Annotated in this window: 18 protein-coding genes; 3 read left to right on the plus strand and 15 right to left on the minus strand. The window is 40.8% G+C overall.

Annotated elements, in window-relative coordinates; all coding sequences use genetic code 11:
* Positions 1-8 precede the first annotated feature (8 nt).
* Positions 9-1,406, minus strand: a complete 1,398-nt coding sequence (locus AQ505_RS17915; RefSeq protein ID WP_082461615.1) for a TolC family protein — start codon at positions 1,404-1,406, stop codon at positions 9-11.
* 116 nt (positions 1,407-1,522) lie between these two features.
* Positions 1,523-2,998 carry an arylsulfatase gene (locus tag AQ505_RS17920; protein WP_062549439.1) on the minus strand — a complete coding sequence of 492 codons (1,476 nt, stop codon included), beginning with the start codon at positions 2,996-2,998 and terminating at the stop codon, positions 1,523-1,525.
* A gap of 132 nt (positions 2,999-3,130) precedes the next feature.
* Between AQ505_RS17920 and AQ505_RS17925 the strand changes: the two genes are divergently transcribed.
* Positions 3,131-3,988 (plus strand): EamA family transporter, encoded by an 858-nt coding sequence (locus AQ505_RS17925; RefSeq protein ID WP_062549440.1) that lies wholly within the window; start codon positions 3,131-3,133, stop codon positions 3,986-3,988.
* Between the two features lie 4 nt (positions 3,989-3,992).
* On the opposite strand, the gene AQ505_RS17930 is transcribed toward AQ505_RS17925, so the two are convergent.
* The 4 genes from AQ505_RS17930 to AQ505_RS17945 all read right to left on the minus strand — a co-directional run bounded on the left by AQ505_RS17930 (position 3,993) and on the right by AQ505_RS17945 (position 6,707).
* On the minus strand, positions 3,993-5,258 hold the full coding sequence (locus AQ505_RS17930; protein WP_062549441.1) for an ATP-binding protein: 1,266 nt from the start codon (positions 5,256-5,258) through the stop codon (positions 3,993-3,995).
* 69 nt (positions 5,259-5,327) lie between these two features.
* Positions 5,328-5,681 (minus strand): antibiotic biosynthesis monooxygenase family protein, encoded by a 354-nt coding sequence (locus AQ505_RS17935; protein WP_062549442.1) that lies wholly within the window; start codon positions 5,679-5,681, stop codon positions 5,328-5,330.
* Positions 5,678-6,136 carry a DinB family protein gene (locus AQ505_RS17940; protein WP_062549443.1) on the minus strand — a complete coding sequence of 153 codons (459 nt, stop codon included), beginning with the start codon at positions 6,134-6,136 and terminating at the stop codon, positions 5,678-5,680. The genes AQ505_RS17935 and AQ505_RS17940 overlap by 4 nt, the downstream gene beginning before the upstream one ends.
* Before the next feature lie 58 nt (positions 6,137-6,194).
* Entirely contained in the window at positions 6,195-6,707 is a 513-nt protein-coding gene (locus tag AQ505_RS17945; RefSeq protein WP_062549444.1) for a hypothetical protein, read from the minus strand.
* Between the two features lie 265 nt (positions 6,708-6,972).
* Between AQ505_RS17945 and AQ505_RS17950 the strand changes: the two genes are divergently transcribed.
* Positions 6,973-7,512, plus strand: a complete 540-nt coding sequence (locus AQ505_RS17950; protein ID WP_062549445.1) for a GIN domain-containing protein — start codon at positions 6,973-6,975, stop codon at positions 7,510-7,512.
* A gap of 210 nt (positions 7,513-7,722) precedes the next feature.
* Here AQ505_RS17950 and AQ505_RS17955 read toward each other — a convergent pair whose 3' ends face one another.
* The 7 genes from AQ505_RS17955 to rpiB form a co-directional block, all read right to left on the minus strand.
* The gene (locus AQ505_RS17955; RefSeq protein ID WP_062549446.1) at positions 7,723-9,075 is read right to left on the minus strand and encodes a PhoH family protein; all 1,353 of its coding nucleotides are present in this window, start codon (positions 9,073-9,075) and stop codon (positions 7,723-7,725) included.
* Between the two features lie 63 nt (positions 9,076-9,138).
* Entirely contained in the window at positions 9,139-11,013 is a 1,875-nt protein-coding gene (locus AQ505_RS17960) for an alkaline phosphatase (protein ID WP_231634926.1), read from the minus strand.
* 103 nt (positions 11,014-11,116) lie between these two features.
* A complete protein-coding gene (locus tag AQ505_RS17965; RefSeq protein WP_062549447.1) occupies positions 11,117-12,640 on the minus strand; it encodes a RagB/SusD family nutrient uptake outer membrane protein in 1,524 nt (507 codons plus the stop codon).
* Positions 12,641-12,658: 18 nt separating this feature from the next.
* Complete coding sequence (locus AQ505_RS17970) at positions 12,659-16,018, minus strand: SusC/RagA family TonB-linked outer membrane protein (protein WP_231634927.1); 3,360 nt, start codon at positions 16,016-16,018, stop codon at positions 12,659-12,661.
* Between the two features lie 132 nt (positions 16,019-16,150).
* Positions 16,151-17,104 carry a FecR family protein gene (locus AQ505_RS17975; protein WP_062549448.1) on the minus strand — a complete coding sequence of 318 codons (954 nt, stop codon included), beginning with the start codon at positions 17,102-17,104 and terminating at the stop codon, positions 16,151-16,153.
* 63 nt (positions 17,105-17,167) lie between these two features.
* On the minus strand, positions 17,168-17,737 hold the full coding sequence (locus tag AQ505_RS17980; RefSeq protein WP_062549449.1) for an RNA polymerase sigma-70 factor: 570 nt from the start codon (positions 17,735-17,737) through the stop codon (positions 17,168-17,170).
* A gap of 632 nt (positions 17,738-18,369) precedes the next feature.
* Entirely contained in the window at positions 18,370-18,828 is a 459-nt protein-coding gene (gene rpiB, locus AQ505_RS17985; RefSeq protein ID WP_062549450.1) for a ribose 5-phosphate isomerase B, read from the minus strand.
* A gap of 114 nt (positions 18,829-18,942) precedes the next feature.
* Between rpiB and AQ505_RS17990 the strand changes: the two genes are divergently transcribed.
* Positions 18,943-19,650, plus strand: a complete 708-nt coding sequence (locus tag AQ505_RS17990) for a DUF4397 domain-containing protein (RefSeq protein WP_062549451.1) — start codon at positions 18,943-18,945, stop codon at positions 19,648-19,650.
* A gap of 86 nt (positions 19,651-19,736) precedes the next feature.
* Here AQ505_RS17990 and AQ505_RS17995 read toward each other — a convergent pair whose 3' ends face one another.
* Together AQ505_RS17995 and AQ505_RS26105 are read right to left on the minus strand one after the other, a co-directional pair.
* Positions 19,737-20,312, minus strand: a complete 576-nt coding sequence (locus AQ505_RS17995) for a hypothetical protein (protein WP_062549452.1) — start codon at positions 20,310-20,312, stop codon at positions 19,737-19,739.
* A gap of 27 nt (positions 20,313-20,339) precedes the next feature.
* The gene (locus AQ505_RS26105) at positions 20,340-20,954 is read right to left on the minus strand and encodes a hypothetical protein (RefSeq protein WP_197286219.1); all 615 of its coding nucleotides are present in this window, start codon (positions 20,952-20,954) and stop codon (positions 20,340-20,342) included.
* Positions 20,955-21,069 lie beyond the last annotated feature (115 nt).

Below are 21,069 nucleotides of genomic sequence, written 5' to 3' on the forward strand. Positions count from 1 at the left end.
GTGGCTAATTAAAATTCGTTGATAAACAGGTCAAAATTTCCAAGGGCAGCTGATTTTAACAAGAGCGCCTGCCAGACATTATTATAGGCGATGTCCCGATCGGTCTCTGCCCTATTGAGCACAAAAAGTGCTTGGGTAAGGTCTACAATAGTGCTGAGCCCGTTTTTATACAAAGTGTTTTTTTGTAAATAAGCGGCGGCAGCGGCTTTAACCTGAATCGGTGCTTCTTTATAATTGTCAAGAGCATTTTTCAATTTGGCATCTGCAATAGCCACCTGCGCCTGTAACTGCTGCTCGGCAAGGTCGTATTCATCTTGAAGGCCTTTAGAAACAAATTCCTGAGCCCTCACCTGGGGATGTGTTTTCAGGATAGTGGTCAGGTTCCAGACCATCCCTACCCCGAGCAGATAATTCCCACGTACCGGATTAATGCCATCTGCGTAATTCCTGGTAAAAGCGCTTTGCTGCTGCGCATAATTGGCACTGAATCCAGAGCCCCTGCCCTGCATTACCCCAAACAATGAGAATGTTGGATAATAGGATTTTCTGAACAAATGTGCTTGCTCTTTACTCAGATCCACTTTACTGCGGTAAAACTGCAGCAATGGATGTGATTTTTCCTGGAGCACACTATCGGTAAATAAATGCTGTGGAATTCGGGTAATGGAAGCCGTATCCAATTCCAGACTCGTTACGGTTTCGCCCATCAATACCCCTAGTCTGTTGGCTTGTTCCTGCTCCAAATCTTTTGCTTTTGTTAAAGCAATCTTTGCACTGGACAATTCCGCTTTAGCCAGAGAGGAATCTACACCGGCAATCAAACCGTTACTTGCCCTGATTACAGCGGTATTTTTAAAGGTAATTGCTCTTTGAAGATTATTCTCCTGTGTTCTCCTCAACCTTTGTGCGGCCAATAAGTTCAGGTAAGCGGCAGAAACACGGATTTTTTGCTGGAACTGCTCCTGAACCAAGTCTTGCTCATCCCGTTTCAGAATGCCTGCAGATACTTTTACCCGTTCCTTAATCTTTCCGAAGCTGAAAAAATCCCAGTTGACATTCGCCAGGTATAAAGCGCCGAAAGCAGCATTCCAATTCTGCTGATCAAAGGCTGGACCACTGGAAGCGACGCCAAGACCACCCAAACCATAAGAAGGTCCGTTTTGTCCGTTAATCGTTCCATAATCCTGCTGAGCAGATAAATTGAGGTTGGGTAGGTAATCTTTCCTCGCCTGCTGAAGGCCCGCTTCTGAGGCATTGACGTAATTCTTTTTGGCCTTAATACTGCCATAATTACTCAAAGCAGTGTTGATCGCATCTTTTAAGTAGAGCGTTTGTGCATAGGTACTAGTCGTACTTAGGATTAAAAATCCTGTAACTACGACCATAAACAATAAAGGTTTAGGCATGGTGTGTATATTACACCGCAAATTTATCTGCTGACTATAAAATCAAAGTATTCCGTTCAAACCATTAGTTATGAAAATCAAATAATTTCCGAGATTGCTTCTTAATGACATTTAGCTTACAAAAAGTTCCAATCCTTCACATGACTGTCCTGATGTTCTTTTTTCACGATAGCTTCGAATTGTGTCACTAATTCCGGATGGCTTGATGCCAGGTCTTTAGTTTCATTACGATCAGTTTTCAGATGATAAACCTGCCATAGGCTATTGGGGTCTTTCCTCACATTGGTTCGTACGCCTTTCCAGTCTCCCATTCTAATCGCTAATTGTCCGCCCTTTTCAGGAAATTCAAAGTAAAGGTATGGATGAGTTTTCTGTGCTTTGTTTTTACCTGTTAAGCTGGGTAGAAAAGAAATTCCATCTGTATTTTCCAGCTTCTGACCTGTTAAATCGGCCATTGTGGCTAAAAGATCATATTGTGCAGAGATCAGGTGACTGGTAGATCCAGGTTTGATTTTCCCTGGCCATCTGGCCAGAAATGGCTCTCTGATCCCGCCTTCATAAACATCTGTTTTCAATCCTCTCAGACCATCCACACTATTGAAGTATTTTGCATTGACACCTCCATTGAAAGTGGTTCCGTTGTCGCTGGAAAACATAATGATCGTATTTTCATCTAAGCCCAGCGCCTTAATTTTTTCCATAATGATCCCAACCTGTGCATCTAAAAAGGTAATCATCGCAGCATAGGTAGCATATGGATACCGATTTGGCGCATACCCTTGCTGACCATAATAGGGCTGCTCTTCAAATTTCCCTATATAAGGTTTCACAAAGTCATCTGGTGCCTGTAAAGAAACATGTGGCAAAGGGTATGGAAGATATAGAAAGAAAGGATTTTCTTTGTTTTGATCGATAAAGGCCAGTGCTTTTTCCGTCATTTTCTCAGGCGCGTAAACTTTACCTTTATAATAGTCGAAATCTTTAGGACTTGCTTTTTGGGGATCCAATGCGCGGTGAACATTGATAAAGGTGTTGTCCAATGTATCCTGTTTGTCATTTTCCCATAAATGTGTCGGGTAAAAACTATGCGCCTGTTTCTGATCCAGCAAGCCGTAATAATAATCAAAACCTTGCTTCAATGGAGAACCTGAAGTACCGTTCATACCCAATCCCCATTTCCCAACAAGCGCAGTTTTATAACCTGCCTGCTGCATCAAATGACCAAGGGTAAAGGTGCCTTCCTTCAAAGGCATCTGGCCACGCTCTTCACTATCCGGAAAACCTCCAAGTTCATAATTTCCTCGAATATAAGCATGTCCGCCATGTTTACCAGTCATGAGCATGGCTCTGGCAGGTGCACAAACTGGCGTCCCCGTATAGTGATCGGTAAATTTTATTCCCTCTTTTGCCAGGCGATCCAGGTTGGGAGTCTTGATTTTCTCTTGTCCATAAGCACCAATTTCTGCATAGCCAAGATCGTCTGCATAAATATAAATGACATTTGGCTTCTTTTGAGCAAAGCCATCATTAACTGAGATCCATCCTAAAAAAAGTTGAGCAATAACCCCTATAAACACCGCGCGTTTTTCCATTGCTGTCTAAGATATAGAAAGATCCATATAATATTGTCGTCTGCTTTTCGTAATTTTGCGCTCCCAAATCGGGAAGACGTTTTTTACTTGATATCAAACGTTTGATTTACCTCCATTTAATACCGCTGCATTATGAAAAAAAATATCCTGCTTAATATCCCACCATTACCCGCAGTGTTATTGGCCATCATAAGTGTACAAGCGGGCGCGGCAATTGCAAAAGGACTTTTCCCAGCTATTGGGCCTACAGCTACTGCTTCTCTTCGCATCGGATTATCTGCCATCATTCTATTGGTTGCAAATCGCCCAAATCTGTTCAAACTGACCGGAGCTCAATGGAAAGCCGTGATTCCTTATGGTCTTGCATTGGGTGCGATGAATGTGATTTTTTACATGGCGATTAAACGCATTCCTCTGGGATTAGGTGTGACGCTTGAATTTATCGGTCCTTTATTATTGGCGGTATGTAACTCTAAACGCGCACTGGATTACCTTTGGGTATTGCTTGCCGCAGCTGGAATTGCCTTAATTGCCCCCTGGTCTAACGAAGGTCTGGACTTGATCGGCGTACTGCTAGCGCTATTGGCGGGAGGATTCTGGGCTGCATACATTGTATTGGGCAGTCGGATTTCTAAAATTATGAAAGGTGGTGATGCGGTTTCCGTAGGCATGATCTTCGCCACATTACTCGTAGTTCCATTTGGATTCTTCGGTGGTGGTTTCAGCCAAATTACCCCAACCTTATTATTACTTGGCGGCGCATTGGCACTTTTATCCAGTGCCATTCCATTTACTTTAGAAATGAGTGCATTAGGGCAAATGCCTGCACGTACTTTCAGTATTCTGATGAGTATGGAGCCTGCAGTTGCCTCATTAGCTGGAATCGTATTCTTATCGGAACACCTTTCTTTTTTCGAATACCTTGCCGTAGCCTTAGTCGTGATTGCTAGTGCCGGTGCAACGCTGACTTCGAAAAAAGAAACTTTATAAAGATTTAGCCCGCTAAAAAGCTCATCAATTCTTCTTTTTCTTCCGCTTCCAGTTCTACGATCCCTTCGATCACCTGAAACAGCTGCGCTCTTTGATTCGAATTGAGCAATACATGAGTAAACCTGACAAAAGCTTTCTTTTGATCAATACTTAAACCACTAAATAGTTTAGGCTGCAACTCATACATCACTTTTAAAGTTTCGATCAAGTCAGTTTTTTGGCTGACCTCCTCTTCTTTAAACGAGGGCAACACCCCTTCCAACGCATACTTTTCCATCAGCTTGTTAGAAAATTCTTTTAAAAAAGGTTTTCTTTTGGCCCTCAATAACTCGTTCACCTTTTTGATCAGGAACTTATATTCAGGAGAAGATTTGGTACGCGCATAGAGCTTTACCTGCGCTTCATAATCGGTTCTGCTGAAATCAAACTCATCAAAGAATTCACTTTCAATGAAAACACTATGATAATATTCATCTGCTTTCTTGTTCAGCGTAGTATAGTCTTTATAAACTTCCTGACCCTTATGATTTATAAAATAGTTCTTCGATAATTCTTTGTGTAGTGATTCCTTCCATTGGATGAATTTCACTTTAAATGTGGTGTTACTTTCCGGATATCTAAAGACCAGGTCATCTTCCTGATCAATGATATTATCCTGATAAACTAAAGGTTCCCCATTGATCACAATGGAAAAACCACGGTTTTTATGGAGCTCCAGAAACCAGCAGAATTCCGCCTGCAAATAAGGGATGATACCCAATTCCATGGCTTCTTTTGACAACTGCACATTTGAAAAAGAAACCGTAGTTCCTGCCTTTTTCTCCTGTACATTTTCATTCAAAAGCTTAGCTTCATAATTGTTCAATTCCCCAACTGCGACTTTTATGCTGCCATTTTTGAACTGTCCGTTTTCCTCGTAGGTGGTGTTCCATTCCGCAGCATGCGCAAAAGTAAAAAAGGTGAGTCTCCCTACCCCATTCTTTCCGTGCATGGTAGACTTATGCAGATGGATGCTTTGTTCCAAGGCTTTTTCAGATTCATAAAATGGATTAAACTTATCTTTTAATAAAGAGAAATTGATGCCATAACCATTGTCTGCCACCTTCAAACTTTCTATACTTCCTAGCGCATTGAAAGTATAATCTATTAAAATGGTATTTGCTTTTGCGTCAAAACCATTCCAGATGTACTCTGCCAGTGCTTGTTTTTCGTTGTAAAGACGCAAGACTTTTCTAATTCCTTTGGAAGTGATATTTACGTTATTGGCCATGGTGAAGGGGTTGTTTTTGGAATTCAAATTTAAGCTTTTTGTCTATTCTTTAAGCTATCGACAAAGATTCTACTGCTGATTATCGTTGGATTTCTGGCTTACCGCCACAGGAGCAATATCAGCAGCTGTGCTGGAATACACCAGCTCATAATGCGCTACCGTAGGAAAGGGATCATAATATTTATGCAGTAATGATTTCCAGTCCTGATAACCCGCTGACTGTCTAAAGCCGATGGTATGGTCTTCCAGTTCTTCCCAGTTCACCAATAAAATATAGCGGTTGGGAACCTCCAGACATCTTTGCAACTGATGGTCACGATAACCTTTGATACTGCTGATGATACTGGACGCTTTTTCAAAATCTCTCTCAAAAGAGCGCGTTTCCTGAGGAATTACGTCTAATATAGCTACTTCTAAAATCATTTCTTTTCGCGGGTATAAGTGATGTACATCAGGTCTGGATAGGTACTGAGAAACGGTTTCATCAGGCTAACGATTTGTCCCTGGTGGTATCCTGAATGAACAATAAGGTGGGTTAAAATATCTGACACAATGGTCTCATAAGCAACTCCTTTTGTATTATAATAGCGTATTTTACGATGAAGGTCTTCTACTTGCAGCTGCTCCATAAAACCCTTCATTAATTGATAATTCTGATCCAGTAGTTCCTGCCATTCCTGCTCATCAAATTTCTCCCAGACTTCCACATCCTGCATTTCTCCTGCCATCCTACTCCTCCATACCCTTGTGGTAGCGAGTAAATGGTTAAAAAGATCTTTCGCACGCTGTGGAATATCCGTAGCGGTTTGCATAGATTGAATCAGCCTCACATTGGTCCAATGGTCAAAAGCCAGGAGGTTAAAAAAATAGTCCTTCATAAATTTGAATCTATGAAGGACAAGTTATAAAAATTCCTGAAAATAATTCTTTAAAGGATTAAAGTACAGTCAGGCTATTTGCGTCATAAACTAATGCCGCTTTACCGTCTGTTTTATAGAGCTTTCCTGCCATCACCACTTTCTTAGCCACTAATCCTTTAGCCTGCTCTATTTTCATTTGATGATTCACTTTCAGTAAGCTTCCATCTTCAAGAATCATTTCTAACTGACCATTAGCCGCCACTGCAGAAACCAATCCTTTAATTTTCAATTCTGACTCTGTTCTCTTTTTCATGAAAGGTTTCACTGCCGCCAGATCGATCAGGTCTACATTTTTCAAAGGCTCACCATAAATAGATTGACCGGCCACCTGCTCCACCGGGCGTACCTGGATCAGTTCTGAATCCGCTGAATAAAATTGCTTAACTCCAAGGAAGGCAATTAGCAAAACCGCAGCAACCTTTAGGATGCGGACTGTCTTGTCCGTATACACGAAATATGTTTTTTCGCTGTTTACCCTTTTTAGTATTTCATTAACAGCCAATGAATCTTTTCTGGTCAAATGTCCCATGTCATCTATGATTTATGATGGTTCAAATTTCCTGTTTATTTCCATCTGAATTGTTGACCTATGGTAAGTAATAGTCAAACCGACAAAAAGATGACGAAATCCTGAAAAACATCGACGAAAATAATTTCGTCGATTGGTCGAGAAGTTCAGGCGATTCGTCGAGCCATATTTTAACCTGGTCTAAAGCGCCGAAAAACGCCGTAACCTTTCCCATCTGAGGCGGTCTTAACTACAAAAAACCTTAAAAAACTTAAAACATAAAGACATGAAAACTTCCATCAAAACATTATTCGCCTCAGCTTTAACTGCTATCATTTTAACTTCTTCAGCTTTCACAACTATCGCTAAAGACAAATCCCCAGCCAGCAAAAATGCCGCCGTAAAATTCAATAAAGTAGTGGTTACAGGAAATGCAAATGTGATCCTGATCCAGGGAAATACAGAAGGTGTCAACAGTTATGATGAAGTACAGGCGAGCAGCAATAGCATTCAGCAAAAAGGATATACATTATATATCAACTCAACCGACAAAAGCACCATCTATGTTCATGTGAAAGACCTGCAAAGAATTGATGCTGCAGAAACTGCCACCATCAAAACCCGTGGTTCCTTTGACCTGGCTGTACTTCAGATCTTCTTAAAAGACGGTGCAAAAGCAAACGTGAATGCAACTATAGGTAGTCTATATACAGAAATGAGCGGAAAATCAGACTTAAAATTAAGTGGATCATCAACTGAACACCACCTAGTAAGAAATGATGTATCTCAACTTAATCAAACAGATTTCGTGATTGCAAAATTATAAAACAAGATGATTGGGTACAATAATTCATGACCCCTCAGTAAGAAAGATCCTCAGACCCGTAGAAAGCGATAGGATACAGGAGCCAGCGTTAAGCTAGTTAACAACGAAAAACCGTTCAGATGCTGAGCGGTTTTTTTGTTAAGAAAGCATCCTGAAATAAGAAAACATCCTGAACAGGCAGCCATCCTGAAAGAAAGAATGCTGAAAAACCTAGAGTAAATCATTGGCCAAATTGGCGAGCTCACTGCGCTCCCCTTTATCCAGCGTAATGTGTGCATAGAGCGGATGGTTTTTCGCACTTTCAATCAAGTAAGACAAACCATTACTTTCTGCATCCAGATAAGGGGTATCAATCTGATAAATATCCCCTGTAAAAACAATCTTTGTTTCTTCCCCTGCACGTGAAATGATGGTTTTTATTTCATGAGGAGTCAGGTTCTGTGCTTCATCTACAATGAAAAAGATCTTCGTCAGTGTTCTGCCCCTGATATAAGCGAGCGGAGCGATCAGGATCTTTTCTGTCTGTACAAATTCTTCAATCCTGGCCTGAGTTTTCGGATCATGCTGATACTGCTCTTTAATAAACCGGAGGTTATCCCAAATGGGTGCCATATAAGGATCAATCTTTGATTTCGCATCCCCAGGTAAAAACCCAATATCCTTATTACTTAAGGCCACAATTGGCCGGGTCACATAAATCTGACGGTACTCTTTGCGCATTTCTAAAGCACTGGCAATCGCGAGTAAGGTTTTTCCTGTCCCTGCTTTCCCCTGAATAGTGACCAATTTTACTGCCGGATTAAGTAAGGCATTGATGGCCATGCTCTGCTCCTCATTTCTAGGAGAAATATTGAAAACCTTTTGTGGCTTCACACGGAGCAACTGATCACTGCGCACATCATGATAAGCAGTTTGAGTTTTTCTTTTACTTTTCAGGATATAAAAATGATTCCCTGGGCTGGCATCCAGCAGCAGGGCTGAGGCAGCAATATGACCTTCATTTTTCAAGGTTTCAAAAAGCTGCGCATCTACATTGGAAAGAATTGTTTTCCCTGTGTACAGTGCATCCACATTTTTTACTTTCCCAGTTTCATAATCTTCCGCATGAAGATCCAGCGATTTAGCCTTTAACCTTAAACAGATGTCTTTGGAGACCAGTACCACCTTCTTTTCCGGAAACTCTTCCTGTAAACTCAGTGCTGCATTTAGAATGCGATGGTCGAATTTACCTGGTCCAAAAACCAGTTCCGCATCAAAAATCGTCGGCTTGTGATCCATTACCACCTTAAAATGCCCCTGTTTAATCCCTTTCAGTGGAATCCATTGATTCATAATTTTCTCTCCCGAAGCCTGGTCTATTAAACGGATAAAACTTCTGGCCTCTGCATTTCGGGTTTCATTCCCATTTTTCATGTTGTCTAGCTCCTCCAATACCTGGATGGGGATAGCCACATCATGTTCCTGAAAATTATTAAAGGCATTATGATCATATAGAATAACTGAAGTATCCAGCACAAAGATCTTTTTTTTCGCAGAATTACGCTTTTGGGAAGGTTGACTCATCCTTATAAAATTAATGAATTTTAAGAGATCTTCCAGCTATTCCTGCTCAAAAAATGGATCCGATTATTTGAGTTTCTTTTTATTCTTCAACTCCATTACTTTAAGTATTTTATGAAACAGTTCATGATTTGGATAAGTTCCTTTAAAATCTGCGGATCCTGGGCCATAAGCAAATACCGGCACCATAATATTGGTATGGTCATTTGTGCTAAATGAGCCTGTGATCATTCCTTTTTCCGCGGAAGCGTCTAATAAAGTTAAGCCACCTGTCTCATGATCGGCAGTGATCAACACCAAGGTTTCTTTATTCTGATCTGCAAATTGTAACGCAGCGGCAACCGCTTTATCGAAATCATGCAGTTCTGTCACCACATAAGGTAAATCATTCACATGACCTCCATAATCAATCTGTGCACCTTCAGCCATGATGAAAAATCCAGGTTTATTTGCCGATAATAGCTTCAAAGTATGCTGCAAACTTGCTTTCAGTAAATCTCCACGTCCATCTTTTACCGGTCTGGTGGCACTATCTGATAATACAACCAATTGTTTTCCCTGTGTCTGCTGGAAGAAATCTCCGGCACTGGTACTCAATTGAAACCCTTGACTTTTCAGTTTGCTGATCAATGCTGTATCCTTATTTTTCAAAAAGCTCTTTTGATTGGAACCCAGTAAGATCTCTGCTTTGCTCTGCAGCAAATCTGCGGCAATCTCTTCCGACATTGCCCTATCCAGTTGATGTGCATAAAAAGCCGCAGGAGTTGCATCAGTCAGGTCTCCGACACTGATGACCCCACTTTTAATGCCATAACCCGCCAATGTATCTACCAAATTAGTGACTTTCCGTCCATCTGGACCAACACCAATATAACGGTTGTTGGTTTTCTCGCCAATGGCCATTGCAGAAGCACCGGCAGCAGAATCTGTATTCCCAGCATCAGCAGCAGCGGTTTGAGAAAAACCAACATTGGCAACATTGCTCATATTTAGCTTTCCATGATTGGCAATGGAACCCGCGTGAATCTGTGCCAGCCCCATCCCATCACCGATCAGCAGGATTACGTTTTTAACCGGTTTATTCAGTCCATCAACTTTGTATTCCGGTGTATATACCGGATAAGCCACTGGATTGGTATAGGTCAATTTATCCTTATGGATATAAAAATCTTTTAGTTTTCCTGGCTGATCGGTATTGATCCAATCTACACCTAATCTTTCTAAAACGATCCAGGTATTAGGACTGTCTTGTGTGGCCCAAAATCTGAAAGGCTTATTTTGTGCATGTGCGGCATCGATCAACGTTTTCATTTTCAGCAGATCGCCAGGCGTTGGATTTCCCTTTCCATTCCAGGAAGTATAATTTTTCAGGTCATCACTGATCATTGCTACTCTTTTCAATTGATCAGCAGCATAATTGACATAAGGTCGGCCATCAAAAGATAAGTAAACTGGATAATTCTGAAAATCAGCCGGTTTAGGAACATCTCCGCTAATCACAATTCGAATGGCATTTGAGTTGAGCTGATCGTTGAAAACTCCCGGATAAGCAGCCAGATCTTTAATCAGCTGTGCCAATACTGATGGGTAATCCTCTTTAATATCCACTACCAATTGCAGTTTCATCTTTGCATCCGCATAAGGCTGATTTCCGTTCTTGCGGTAAAATCTTGCTAAAGGCTCCAGATAAAGTGCCTTTAATGTCGCTTCTGGTGTAATTTCTGAGGCATCATGTGCCACATACAAAACTCCATTTTTCAGAAACACATCTGCTTCAATAGCACCCATCCCTGCATAATAAGCGGTTAACAGGGGTATATTTTGATGATAATCGTTGTGGCTATGGCCAGAATTAAAGCCTAAACCATGCTGGGCCTTTGCTTCCATCGCAAATAAAGCAGTTGCAAAAACTGCCGAGCGAATGATATTTTTTATATCCATATTGTATTTTGAAAGAAATCTGAGTTAAAAAAAGAACCTGTAAAAGTACCATCAGCAGGTTTTTTCACCTAACCAATGGTACTTGAAGTTTTATAAAAATGAACTACCAGCCTGGATTCTGAGTAATTACTCCAGCACTATTGTCGATTTCTCTTTGTGGTACTGCCCAGACATCATGAACCTGAGGATTAAATGCTCTGGATGGCCAAATCACATTTCCTTCTGAATCGTGCAGAGGCAGTGCATAGGTGGCCTGTGCATCTCCCCACCTCACTAAATCTCTGTGACGATCTGCCCATTCTCCAGCAAGCTCACTCCGGCGTTCTCTTTTCAAATCGGTCATATTCATACCTGATTTTGCAGTTAAACCGGCACGAAGCCTGATTTTATTTAGTTCCGTATCACCAGCTCCGGCTCCGCTTACCATAATGGCCGCTTCCGCTTTGATCAGCAATACTTCTGCATAACGCATCAAAGGAACATTCAGATCTGTGGTTCCATTGTCTCCATTAGGATTAACATGTGTTGGGATTGGGTTTTCATAAGAGAAAGGTTCCATGTATTTTTTAAACTGATAATCAGAGGTTGCCCCGCCATCTTTCGTAAAACTGCGTTCCTTACCGAAGTATAAAAACTTATCATCGGTTTTCAAAATAGTAGCTTCTCTGCGCTGGTCATTAGCCTCATAAGCATCATACAATTCTTTAGTAGGCAGAAAATAACCCCAGCCATTGTAAATGCCCCATCCTTTATTGGTCAGCATTACTCCAGGAAGCTTACTTCCCCAACCCGTACCACCTCCATTAGGGGTACACACTACCGACCAGATGTATTCTTTAGACCAGTTATTTACCGCTTTGAAAACATCCGAAAACTTAGTCATGATCAGTTCATGCTGACCAGAATTGATCACCATATCTGCGTATTTTACGGCATTAGGATAGTCCTTTTTATACAGGTAAACCTTTGACAAATATGCCCAGGCGGCTGTTTTATGGGCTTTTCCATAATCTGTAGCTTTCATATCCTTGAAGTAAGGCAATTGATCTGCTGCTTTCAAAAACAGCTGAATGATATAGTCATAGTTTTCATTCACGTTTTTTGCTCTCGGAATCGCTTGTGAAGGATCACTATCCAGACCTACAATTGGCACTCCTGCTTTCTCATTTCCATAATTAGCCGCCAATTGAAAATATACCAATGCCGAATTAAAATAAGCATCACCAATCACCTGTTTCTTCAGGTTTTCATCCATTGGAATAGCTGGTACTTTGTTAATGATATCGTTGGCACGTTTAATCACTGCATAACGCATTGACCATTGCGTTTCTGTATATCCACCACCAACATAAGTTTTATTGAAGTTTTTAATGTTATCACCTTCCGGCTTATTCCTGCCAGTCACCATATCATCACTGGCATTGATAAACCAGAACATCCCTCTTCCATAAAAATTCTCATCATTGTATTTTTCATACAAGCCACTTTCTGCTTTTAAGGCATCTTCAGGTGTTTTCCAGAAATTCTGGGCAGAGGGTGCACCTTCTGGACTAAGGTTCAGTTGTTGTTTACAGGAACTTAAAATTGCCAGTGCTGCAATGGCTACATACGTTATATTTCGTTTCATCTTTCTTTCTTTTAAAAATTACAAATTCACACTTAGACCCAATAGGAAACTTCTCGCCTGAGGATATCTACCTACATCCAGACCATAGTTGTCCATACCGATTTCCGGATCAAAACCTGAATACTTAGTGATGGTAAATAAGTTATTTGCGGTGCCATAAACACGGATTGCACCTGTTTTTAGCTTATTGGTCAGGAATTTAGGAAGGGTATAACCCAGCGTCACATTGCGAATACGCAGGTAAGAACCGTCTTCAATATAGAAGTCGGAAGCATTGAAGTTTCCATTGTCATCTGAAGTAGAAATGATTGGAACTTTTCCACCTGGATTTTCCGGCGACCAGGCATCCAGAATACCTGTCAACTTATTATAGGAAGGTCCGCTGGCACTGTAAGTAGTCCTTTTCACCGCATTAAACAACTTATTACCATACACCCCTTGTGCAAAGATATTCAGGTCAAAATTCTTGTAAGCTGCATTAAAACTAAAGCCATAAGAAAAATCAGGATAAGCGCTGCCTGCAAAATAACGGTCGCCACCATCAATAGAGCCACTATTGTCTAGGTCTGCAAACTTAAAATCTCCAGGTTTTGCTTTTGGCTGGATCTTTTCCCCTTTTGCATTGGTATAGCTATCTACTTCTGCCTGAGTCTGGAAAATCCCTTGTGTTTTCAAAACATAATAACTGTATAATGGCTGTCCTACCTTTATGAACAAAGGAGCCAACTCATTTCTAAAGTTCTTATCCACTGGAAAACTTTCTGAACCCGGAGCCAGTTTGATCACTTTATTGTTCACTTTTGTCAGTGTTGCACCGATAGAATAGCTGAAATCTTTGTTTTTATCACTGTTGTAATTGATGCCCAGTTCTATCCCGTTATCCCTGATCAATCCAGCATTGATGGTTTGCTTTTCTAATCCAGCAGTTCCAGGAAGCTGTTTTGTAAAGATCATTTTATCGGTATTTTTGATAAAATAATCAGCAGTTAAAGTGAAGGTATTGAGTAGAATACCCAGATCTAAACCAAAGTTGGTCTGTTTAGATTCCGCCCATGTCAGATTTGGATTTTCCAGTACGGTAGATACATAACCATTACTGCTTGCCGGCGTCTGCCCAAAATACGACAAAACACTGGTCAGCAGTGGGTTCACATCCTGAGTCTGTAAACTCCCCAGGTTACCTAATACCCCATAACTACCACGAAGTTTCAATTCATTTAACCAGGTACTTTCTACAAGGAAATTCTCTTTTGATAATACCCATCCTGCTGAAGCAGAATAATAGTCGCCATATTTATTTTCAACTTTTGGAACCATAGAAGTTCCATCACGACGTCCAATTAAAGACAACAGGTACTTTTCCTGATAATTGTAATTCGCTCTCAGGAACAAGGACGATAGTGCTGTTCTATCCATTTTACTGACAGCCGGCTCGAACACCGAAGCATTCACCAGGTATCTTTTTGATGGTGCTTCATCGTCAAAACCTTTACCAACTACATAAAACTCATCAAATCTTGTTTTCTGGAAAGAAAATCCTCCTGTAAAATCTAACTGATGGCTTCCAAAGGCTGTTTTATAATTAAGAACCTGTTCTGCAAGAAAGTCGTTTTTCCTGGAATTACCTTCTTCCAATGAATTGATCAGCACAGGCTTTCCAACTTCAGGGCGCTTTGGTGTAAATATTTTTCTATTGTTAAATTCTTTAGTTAAGCTAAAATTAGATTTAAAAGTCAGGCCTTTAGCAAGGTCTAAGATGATATAAGGATTGATCAAGAGCACATTTTTTGGCTTTTTAATGTCTATCCTTTTCAATTCTGCTACCGGATTCACGATATCACCATAATCGCCCGCATAAGCACCACCTGGTAAACCTGCGAAACTGCCATCTGGATTGTATGGCGTACCATTAGCAGGATAATAAATCGCCGACAATAAAGCACCAGTGTAATCACTGCTGGTATTTGCGCCCCGACCATTCGTGCTGCTAAAAGAAAGGTTTTCACCGATTTTCAACCAGGAATTCAATTTATGTTCAGAATTGATCCTGAAGTTATAGCGTTCCACCTCGGTATTCAAGACAATACCTTCCGCTTTACGGTAATTAAAACTCAAATACATAGCAGATTTTTCAGAACCACCGGAAGCAGCCAGGTTATAATCCTGAGTCTTTCCAGTTCTGAACACCTCATCCATCCAGTTGCTGCGGGTAATTCTGCCCTCCGGATATTTTGTAACATCAAAAGCAGGGAGCAAGTTCGTTTTACCATTCTTCGCAGCAGTTTCTGCTACTGTCGCCCTTTGTTCTGCATTTAGCGGCGTTAGCTTTTTCCAGGCACTCTGCGCACCGGCTTTTGCATCAAAGCTGATTTCCATCTTACCTGTCTTTCCTTTTTTCGTAGTGATCAATACCACCCCTCCGGATGCCCTTGCTCCATAAATAGCGGCAGCACCATCTTTCAGCACAGAAATTGATTCAATATCATTTGGATTGAGTACCGGTGTTCCAGGAAAAATTGAACCGTCCACTACATAAAGTACATTTTCTCCATTGATTCCACCAGAACCGCGAATGTTGACGCGCGGAGCAGAAGTAGGGTCACCACCTTCATTAGTGACCATTACACCGGGTGCTTTTCCTGCCAGTACTTCGCCAATACTATTGACTGATCTGGAAGATACTTTGTCTAAAGCAACTACACTTACTGCACCAGAAAGTGTGGCTTTTTTCTGTGTACCATAACCCACTACCACCACTTCCGACAATAACGAGCGATCTTCCATCAACACCACATTCAATTCCTCCTGCTCGGCTGCTTTCAGTGTCTTAGTTTTATAACCCACCATGGAAAAAGATAAGGATGCATTTTCTCCAACTGCGATCGTAAACTTTCCGTTTACATCAGTAGTAGTGGTCCTTGGTAATCCAACCACCTTTACTGATACTCCCGGCATGGCCATTCCTAAAGAATCCGTCACTTTTCCGGAAACATTAAAATCAGGCTTTGCAGGAGGAACAGGGATTTTTCTCAGGATCACATGACCGCCCTTTTCCTGGAAATCAAAACCCATCAGGCGAAGTAAAGCGGAAACGCGCTCATTTTTTAAAGCGACATTTTCCTTAATCTGATGTTCGCGGATGCCATCTGCATTGTATACAAAATGAAGTCCGGTACTGGCTTCAATTTCTTTAAGCATAGCGATGGTGGCACGTTTTGGACCTACATTAATCGTGACCCTACTTTTTTCCAATACCTGAGCCATTGTAGGCGAGGCTGACAATCCCGCACAAAAGGTGCAGAGTATAGAAAAAGTTAACAATGAATATTTCATGGCTTTCAAAAGAGCTGGTGACCTCTTTACTGAGGATTTTTTCATATTTTTATCTGTTTTATAACTTGAATTGGTTTTAAAATATTCCGGCTTTATAATTTCGACGTTAGCAGGCCGGTTTTAACACTTGCCGGTACTGATCTGATCAGTACCGGTTTATTGATCCCCTTTATATTCTCATTTTCTATACACATTAAAAGTTTTATGATTTTCTGATGCACTGAATTTCAATTGATGGAGTGCACAAATGATCTCCAAAATCTCTTCAGGGCTTTGTCTGGTGTTAAATATTCCCGTACATTTTAATTTCCCCAGCGCAGGACTGCCAAGGGAGATGCGGATATTATAGGCGTATTCCAGTTTAGGAATTAAATCTGCTATTGCAATATTTTCAAACTTAAGATCAACCAGCAGTTTAACCGGCGTATCCTTGATTTCAACACGCTGCTGTACCTTATCATAAGAAAGTTCCTGGCCTTTCACTAAGGTTCCAAATACCTGGTGTGTATTGCCCACAGCAACCTTACCGGTGGCGACTTGTATAGAGATCTTAGATTGATTTTTATATGATTTTATCCGAAAAGAAGTACCCAGTACTTTTGTATACAGGTCATTGCTGGTTTTCACAAGGAAAGGTCTGTTTTCCTCATGCGCCACCTCAAAAAAGGCCTCTCCTTCAGTCAGTGAGATCGTCCTATCCTTAGTATTAAATTTCAAGGGATAGACCAATTGCGCGAGGGGTGCCATGATCACCTTTGAACCGTCACTAAAAACAATGATTTTTTTCTCGCTGGCACTGGTATGCAGGGTAGCAAACCTTTCTTTAACCAGCTCGTTTTTTTGAACTGACCAATAGCCAATACCGATAGACAGTACAAAAAATACAGCTGCAGCAATTTTAGCCGCAGGATAAGTTCCAAAAAAACGGTGGCTTTTAGCGCTCTTCCGCGCCATTTCCTCCTGAAGATTTAAAAGTACCGCCGCAGCGATTTCTGATTTCTTCCCTTTTGCCAGAGGAGTTTGAAATTCATAAGACTGGTACCATTGTTCTACCTGTTCCAGTTCCTGCGGACTGGCTTCTCCATTTAAATATTTACTGAGCAGCAATTGTGCCTGTTCTTCCTTTGTCATCTGCAACTATGTCAAATGAAAAGAAGAATGGTACTAACCAAAGTTGTTACGCTTAGGTTAAGTTTAGATGAACAGTATACAAATCGTCATTAATAACAAGTACGACAGCCTTTTCTTCATTACTTTTAATGCTGAGGATATTTGATTTTTTACCGTTTGCGCAGAAAGATCCAGTTCTTCTGAAATTTCCCTAATGGTTTTTTCTTCCCTTCTGCTCATAGAAAAAATCAGCCTCATTCTTTCCGGAAGTTCCTGAATCGCCTCTTCCACTTCCAGGTGGAGTTCTTTGAGTATTAACCCCTGAGCGGCTGAAAGCCCGGTATTTTCTCTCATCAAAAGACGCAGATCTTCCTGATGCTTTTCTTTAACCTGGGAAGAACGGAAATAATTGATCACTCGGTATTTTACGGCCCCCATAAAATAAGCAGAAAGACTGCCCTTCAGTTCAATGGTTTCCCGGTTTTCCCAAAGGGAGATAAAGATCTCCTGACAGATGTCCTGAGCAATTTCCTCTTCACGTACGCGTTTATAGGCGGCATCCAAAACCTCCTCCCAATAGTAACGGTAAATGTCCTCCATTGCCTTATGTTCCCCCCGCTGTAGCAGCGAAAGCAATTCAGTCTCTGCTATCATCTGATGATCCCTCTGGTAATTTTTCCAAATCTACCTCGGGCATATTCCCTTAACGTTAAGAAATCTTTTAGTTAATAATAAGGCTGCTAAAACGAATCAACAGCTGCCCTTTGGAAAAATCAGGCAAAAAGAAAACGGAGTCCCTCTTCTAGCGATTTGGTTCTCCGTTTTCACCTCTTCGTTGCCATAGCAGCGAAAAAGCATCAAATTCTCTGTCATTCTAACCTCCTTTGGTACGCTTAGTATTTTTCAACTTTGATACCATTGAAATTTAATGCTCACATCCTTCCGTAGAATAATGGATCGTTTTAAATGTTTGTCCCGAATTCAGTGAATATACCTTCACTTAACAGCACAGGCATTTTAAGCATCATTTTCTCTGTCTCCTTTGAATCTGATCTTTTACTAATTCATTGAACGCTTCAGAATCTTCTGCCCTTCGGCACCTATTCTTTTTGAAGTCATTCTTTCAAACGGCTAAAGAACTTCCTTTTTGATATATCTAATTTACGAAGTATAACCTTCTAATCCAAAGATAATTAGAAATTATTTTTAACATTAATTCCACAGGTTATTAACGCGTTACCAACAGGTTTTACACATAGTTATCAACAGCGCTATTGTTCAGGGATTTATTTTTGAAGCCCCCATTTGGCTTCTATCGCCGCAATTTTGTCCAGACGTTTAACATGTCGCTGTTCTTCGGAAAATTCTGCCCTTAGAAATGCAAAAACAATGTCCTTTGCCAGTTCCAGACCAATTACCCGCGCACCAAGGCATAAAATATTTACATCATCGTGCTCTACGGATTGATGTGCAGAATAAGTATCGTGACATACGCCCGCACGGATCCCTTTAAATTTATTGGCTGCAATGCTTACCCCCACCGCACTTCCACAAATCAGAATCCCTCTTTCGCCCTCTTTATTCAATACTGCTTCCGCAACTACCGCAGCATAATCAGGGTAATCACTTGGCGTAACTGTATGTGTACCAAGATCGAGCACCTCATATCCTTCCTCATTTAGTGCCGCAGCTAAAATCGTTTTGTAAGCAAACCCTGCATGGTCTGAACCTAGAATAATTCTCATACCGCTAGGCACACAAATTTCATTCCCAATTCCCCGCCTTTTTAATCTAGATAAATTTGTAGCGTTTCAGCGACGAATCTCGTTTTAGCCATAACAATCTAAAACTTATTCAATATGATCCTTTCTACAAGACAAATTACCGGAAACTTAACCAAGATAATGACCGGCGCGTTATTTACCCTAAGCAGCTTATTGATCAGCTCCTGCTCTACAAAAGAGACTCCAATTCCAGAATCAGCCTCTTTAATGATGGTGAATACCTCACCTACTCCTGCTACTTACAATAGCTATGTGAACAACTCACCGGCTAATCAAGGCGCAATTCCATTTGGTGGTGCATTGCCTTATTTGAGAGTCGGTACTGGAGATCTATCTATTAAATTCACTACTGCAAGTAGCACAGAAAGTTTGATCACCAAAAAAGTTTATACTGAAAATAACAGAGCGTACTCTCTTTTTCTAATTGGAAAAGATGATAAACTGGACTATTTAGTGATCAAGGATGAAATCACGCAAGCTCCAAAAGAAAAAGCGCTGATCCGTTTCATTAATTTATCTCCAGATGCAGGAGCATTAGATTTGGGCATTAAAGACGGTGCCATCTTAATCAGTGATAAAGCTTATAAAGTAAATAGCGCTTTTATTGAAGTAGAGGCTAAAACCCAAACCCTTCAAATCAAAGACAAAGCCACTGGATTGATGAAATCAGAGTTGGTAGATGCAGAAATTAAAGCTGGTGGTATTTATACCATCTTAAGTATAGGAATGATGGCTCCGACAGGTCTGGAACAGAAAGCAGTTGCCAAACTAATTACCAACTAGTCAAAAATTAAATGATAAAAAAATAGGCCTTCCATTTGTGGAGGCCTATTTTTTTTATCGTATACGGCTGCGGTCAGCAATTCTGCTTAACGACCCCTGCCATTCTCATTTCCACGTTTTTCACGTTCATTTCCTCTTTTATTCTGGTCATTTCCACGGTTATCGCGTTCATTTCCTCTCCCATTGTCCCTAACTTGTGGTCTTTCTACTCTTGCAGGATATTTTTTCGCTTGTCCCGGAGGCATTCCATGTGGATGTCCTTTCACGACATAATAACGTTTATCGTTGCTATTTCTGATCACCTGCTGCGTACGTACATTTTTGTACCTCGAATACTGAAGGCGATCCCGGTCGAAATTGCGGTAAGGATCTCTGGAATTCACTACTACTTTGTATCCGTTATATAAGTCATAATTTCTGTATCTGACAGGTAAAGATCTGGAGAAAATCCATTTTCCTCTTTCCTGATAGATGAACTGCTGCTTTGATACAGAATAATAACTCTCTACATCAGGCAGGTAATAGTAATCTACATGGTCATAACCTACCGGCCCCCATAATGGCTGTGAGCCAATATTTATATTTAAACTGATCTGTGCAGCTGCAGGCTGAGCTAAAAAGCCCATAATCCCTAACATGCTCAATATGATTAACTTTTTCATATGTGTTTTTATTTGATGATCAAATGATTAACCTCTACCTCTTCCGTGTCTGTTATCGCCGCCACGGTCATTCCCTCTGCCTTCATTTCGGCCTCTTCCATGATCTCCGCGGTCATGTCCGCTCCGCTCGTAGCGATGTCCGTTGTCACGATCGTATCTTTTATTACCTTTCCAATTATCATGCCCTCTGTCGCTGCGATTAAAACCACCACGGTCTCCTCTACCATAATATGGATGCCCTTTCACTACATAATACCTCGAATCATGGCTATGTCTGATCACCTGCTGAGTTCTGATGTTTCTATACCTTCCATAAACGACACGGTGGTGGTTAAAATCACGATAAGGATCTCTGGAATTGATCACGACTTTGTATCCACTATATAGGTCATATCCTCTATATCTTGATGGTAATGAGGACGAATAAATCCATCTGCCACGCTCCATATAAATAAACTGACGTCTTGGTACACTATAATAGGATTCTATGTCCGGCAAATAATAATTATCTACATGATCATAACCTACAGGTCCCCATAATGGTTGAGAACCAATATTCAAACTGACACTGATTTGTGCCGAAGCCTTAAAGGGCGCCCATCCTATTACTCCAAGTAACCCTAATACTATTAACTTTTTCATAACCCTATGTTTAATGTTTCATTTGTGTGTTTGTTGATTCAAATGTCTATAGCGAACATGAAATGAACATGAAATTTCAGATTTATTTATTTTAATTTTCTTTTTCATCTTAATT

It is taken from the genome of Pedobacter sp. PACM 27299 (assembly GCF_001412655.1).
Lineage (GTDB): Bacteria > Bacteroidota > Bacteroidia > Sphingobacteriales > Sphingobacteriaceae > Pedobacter.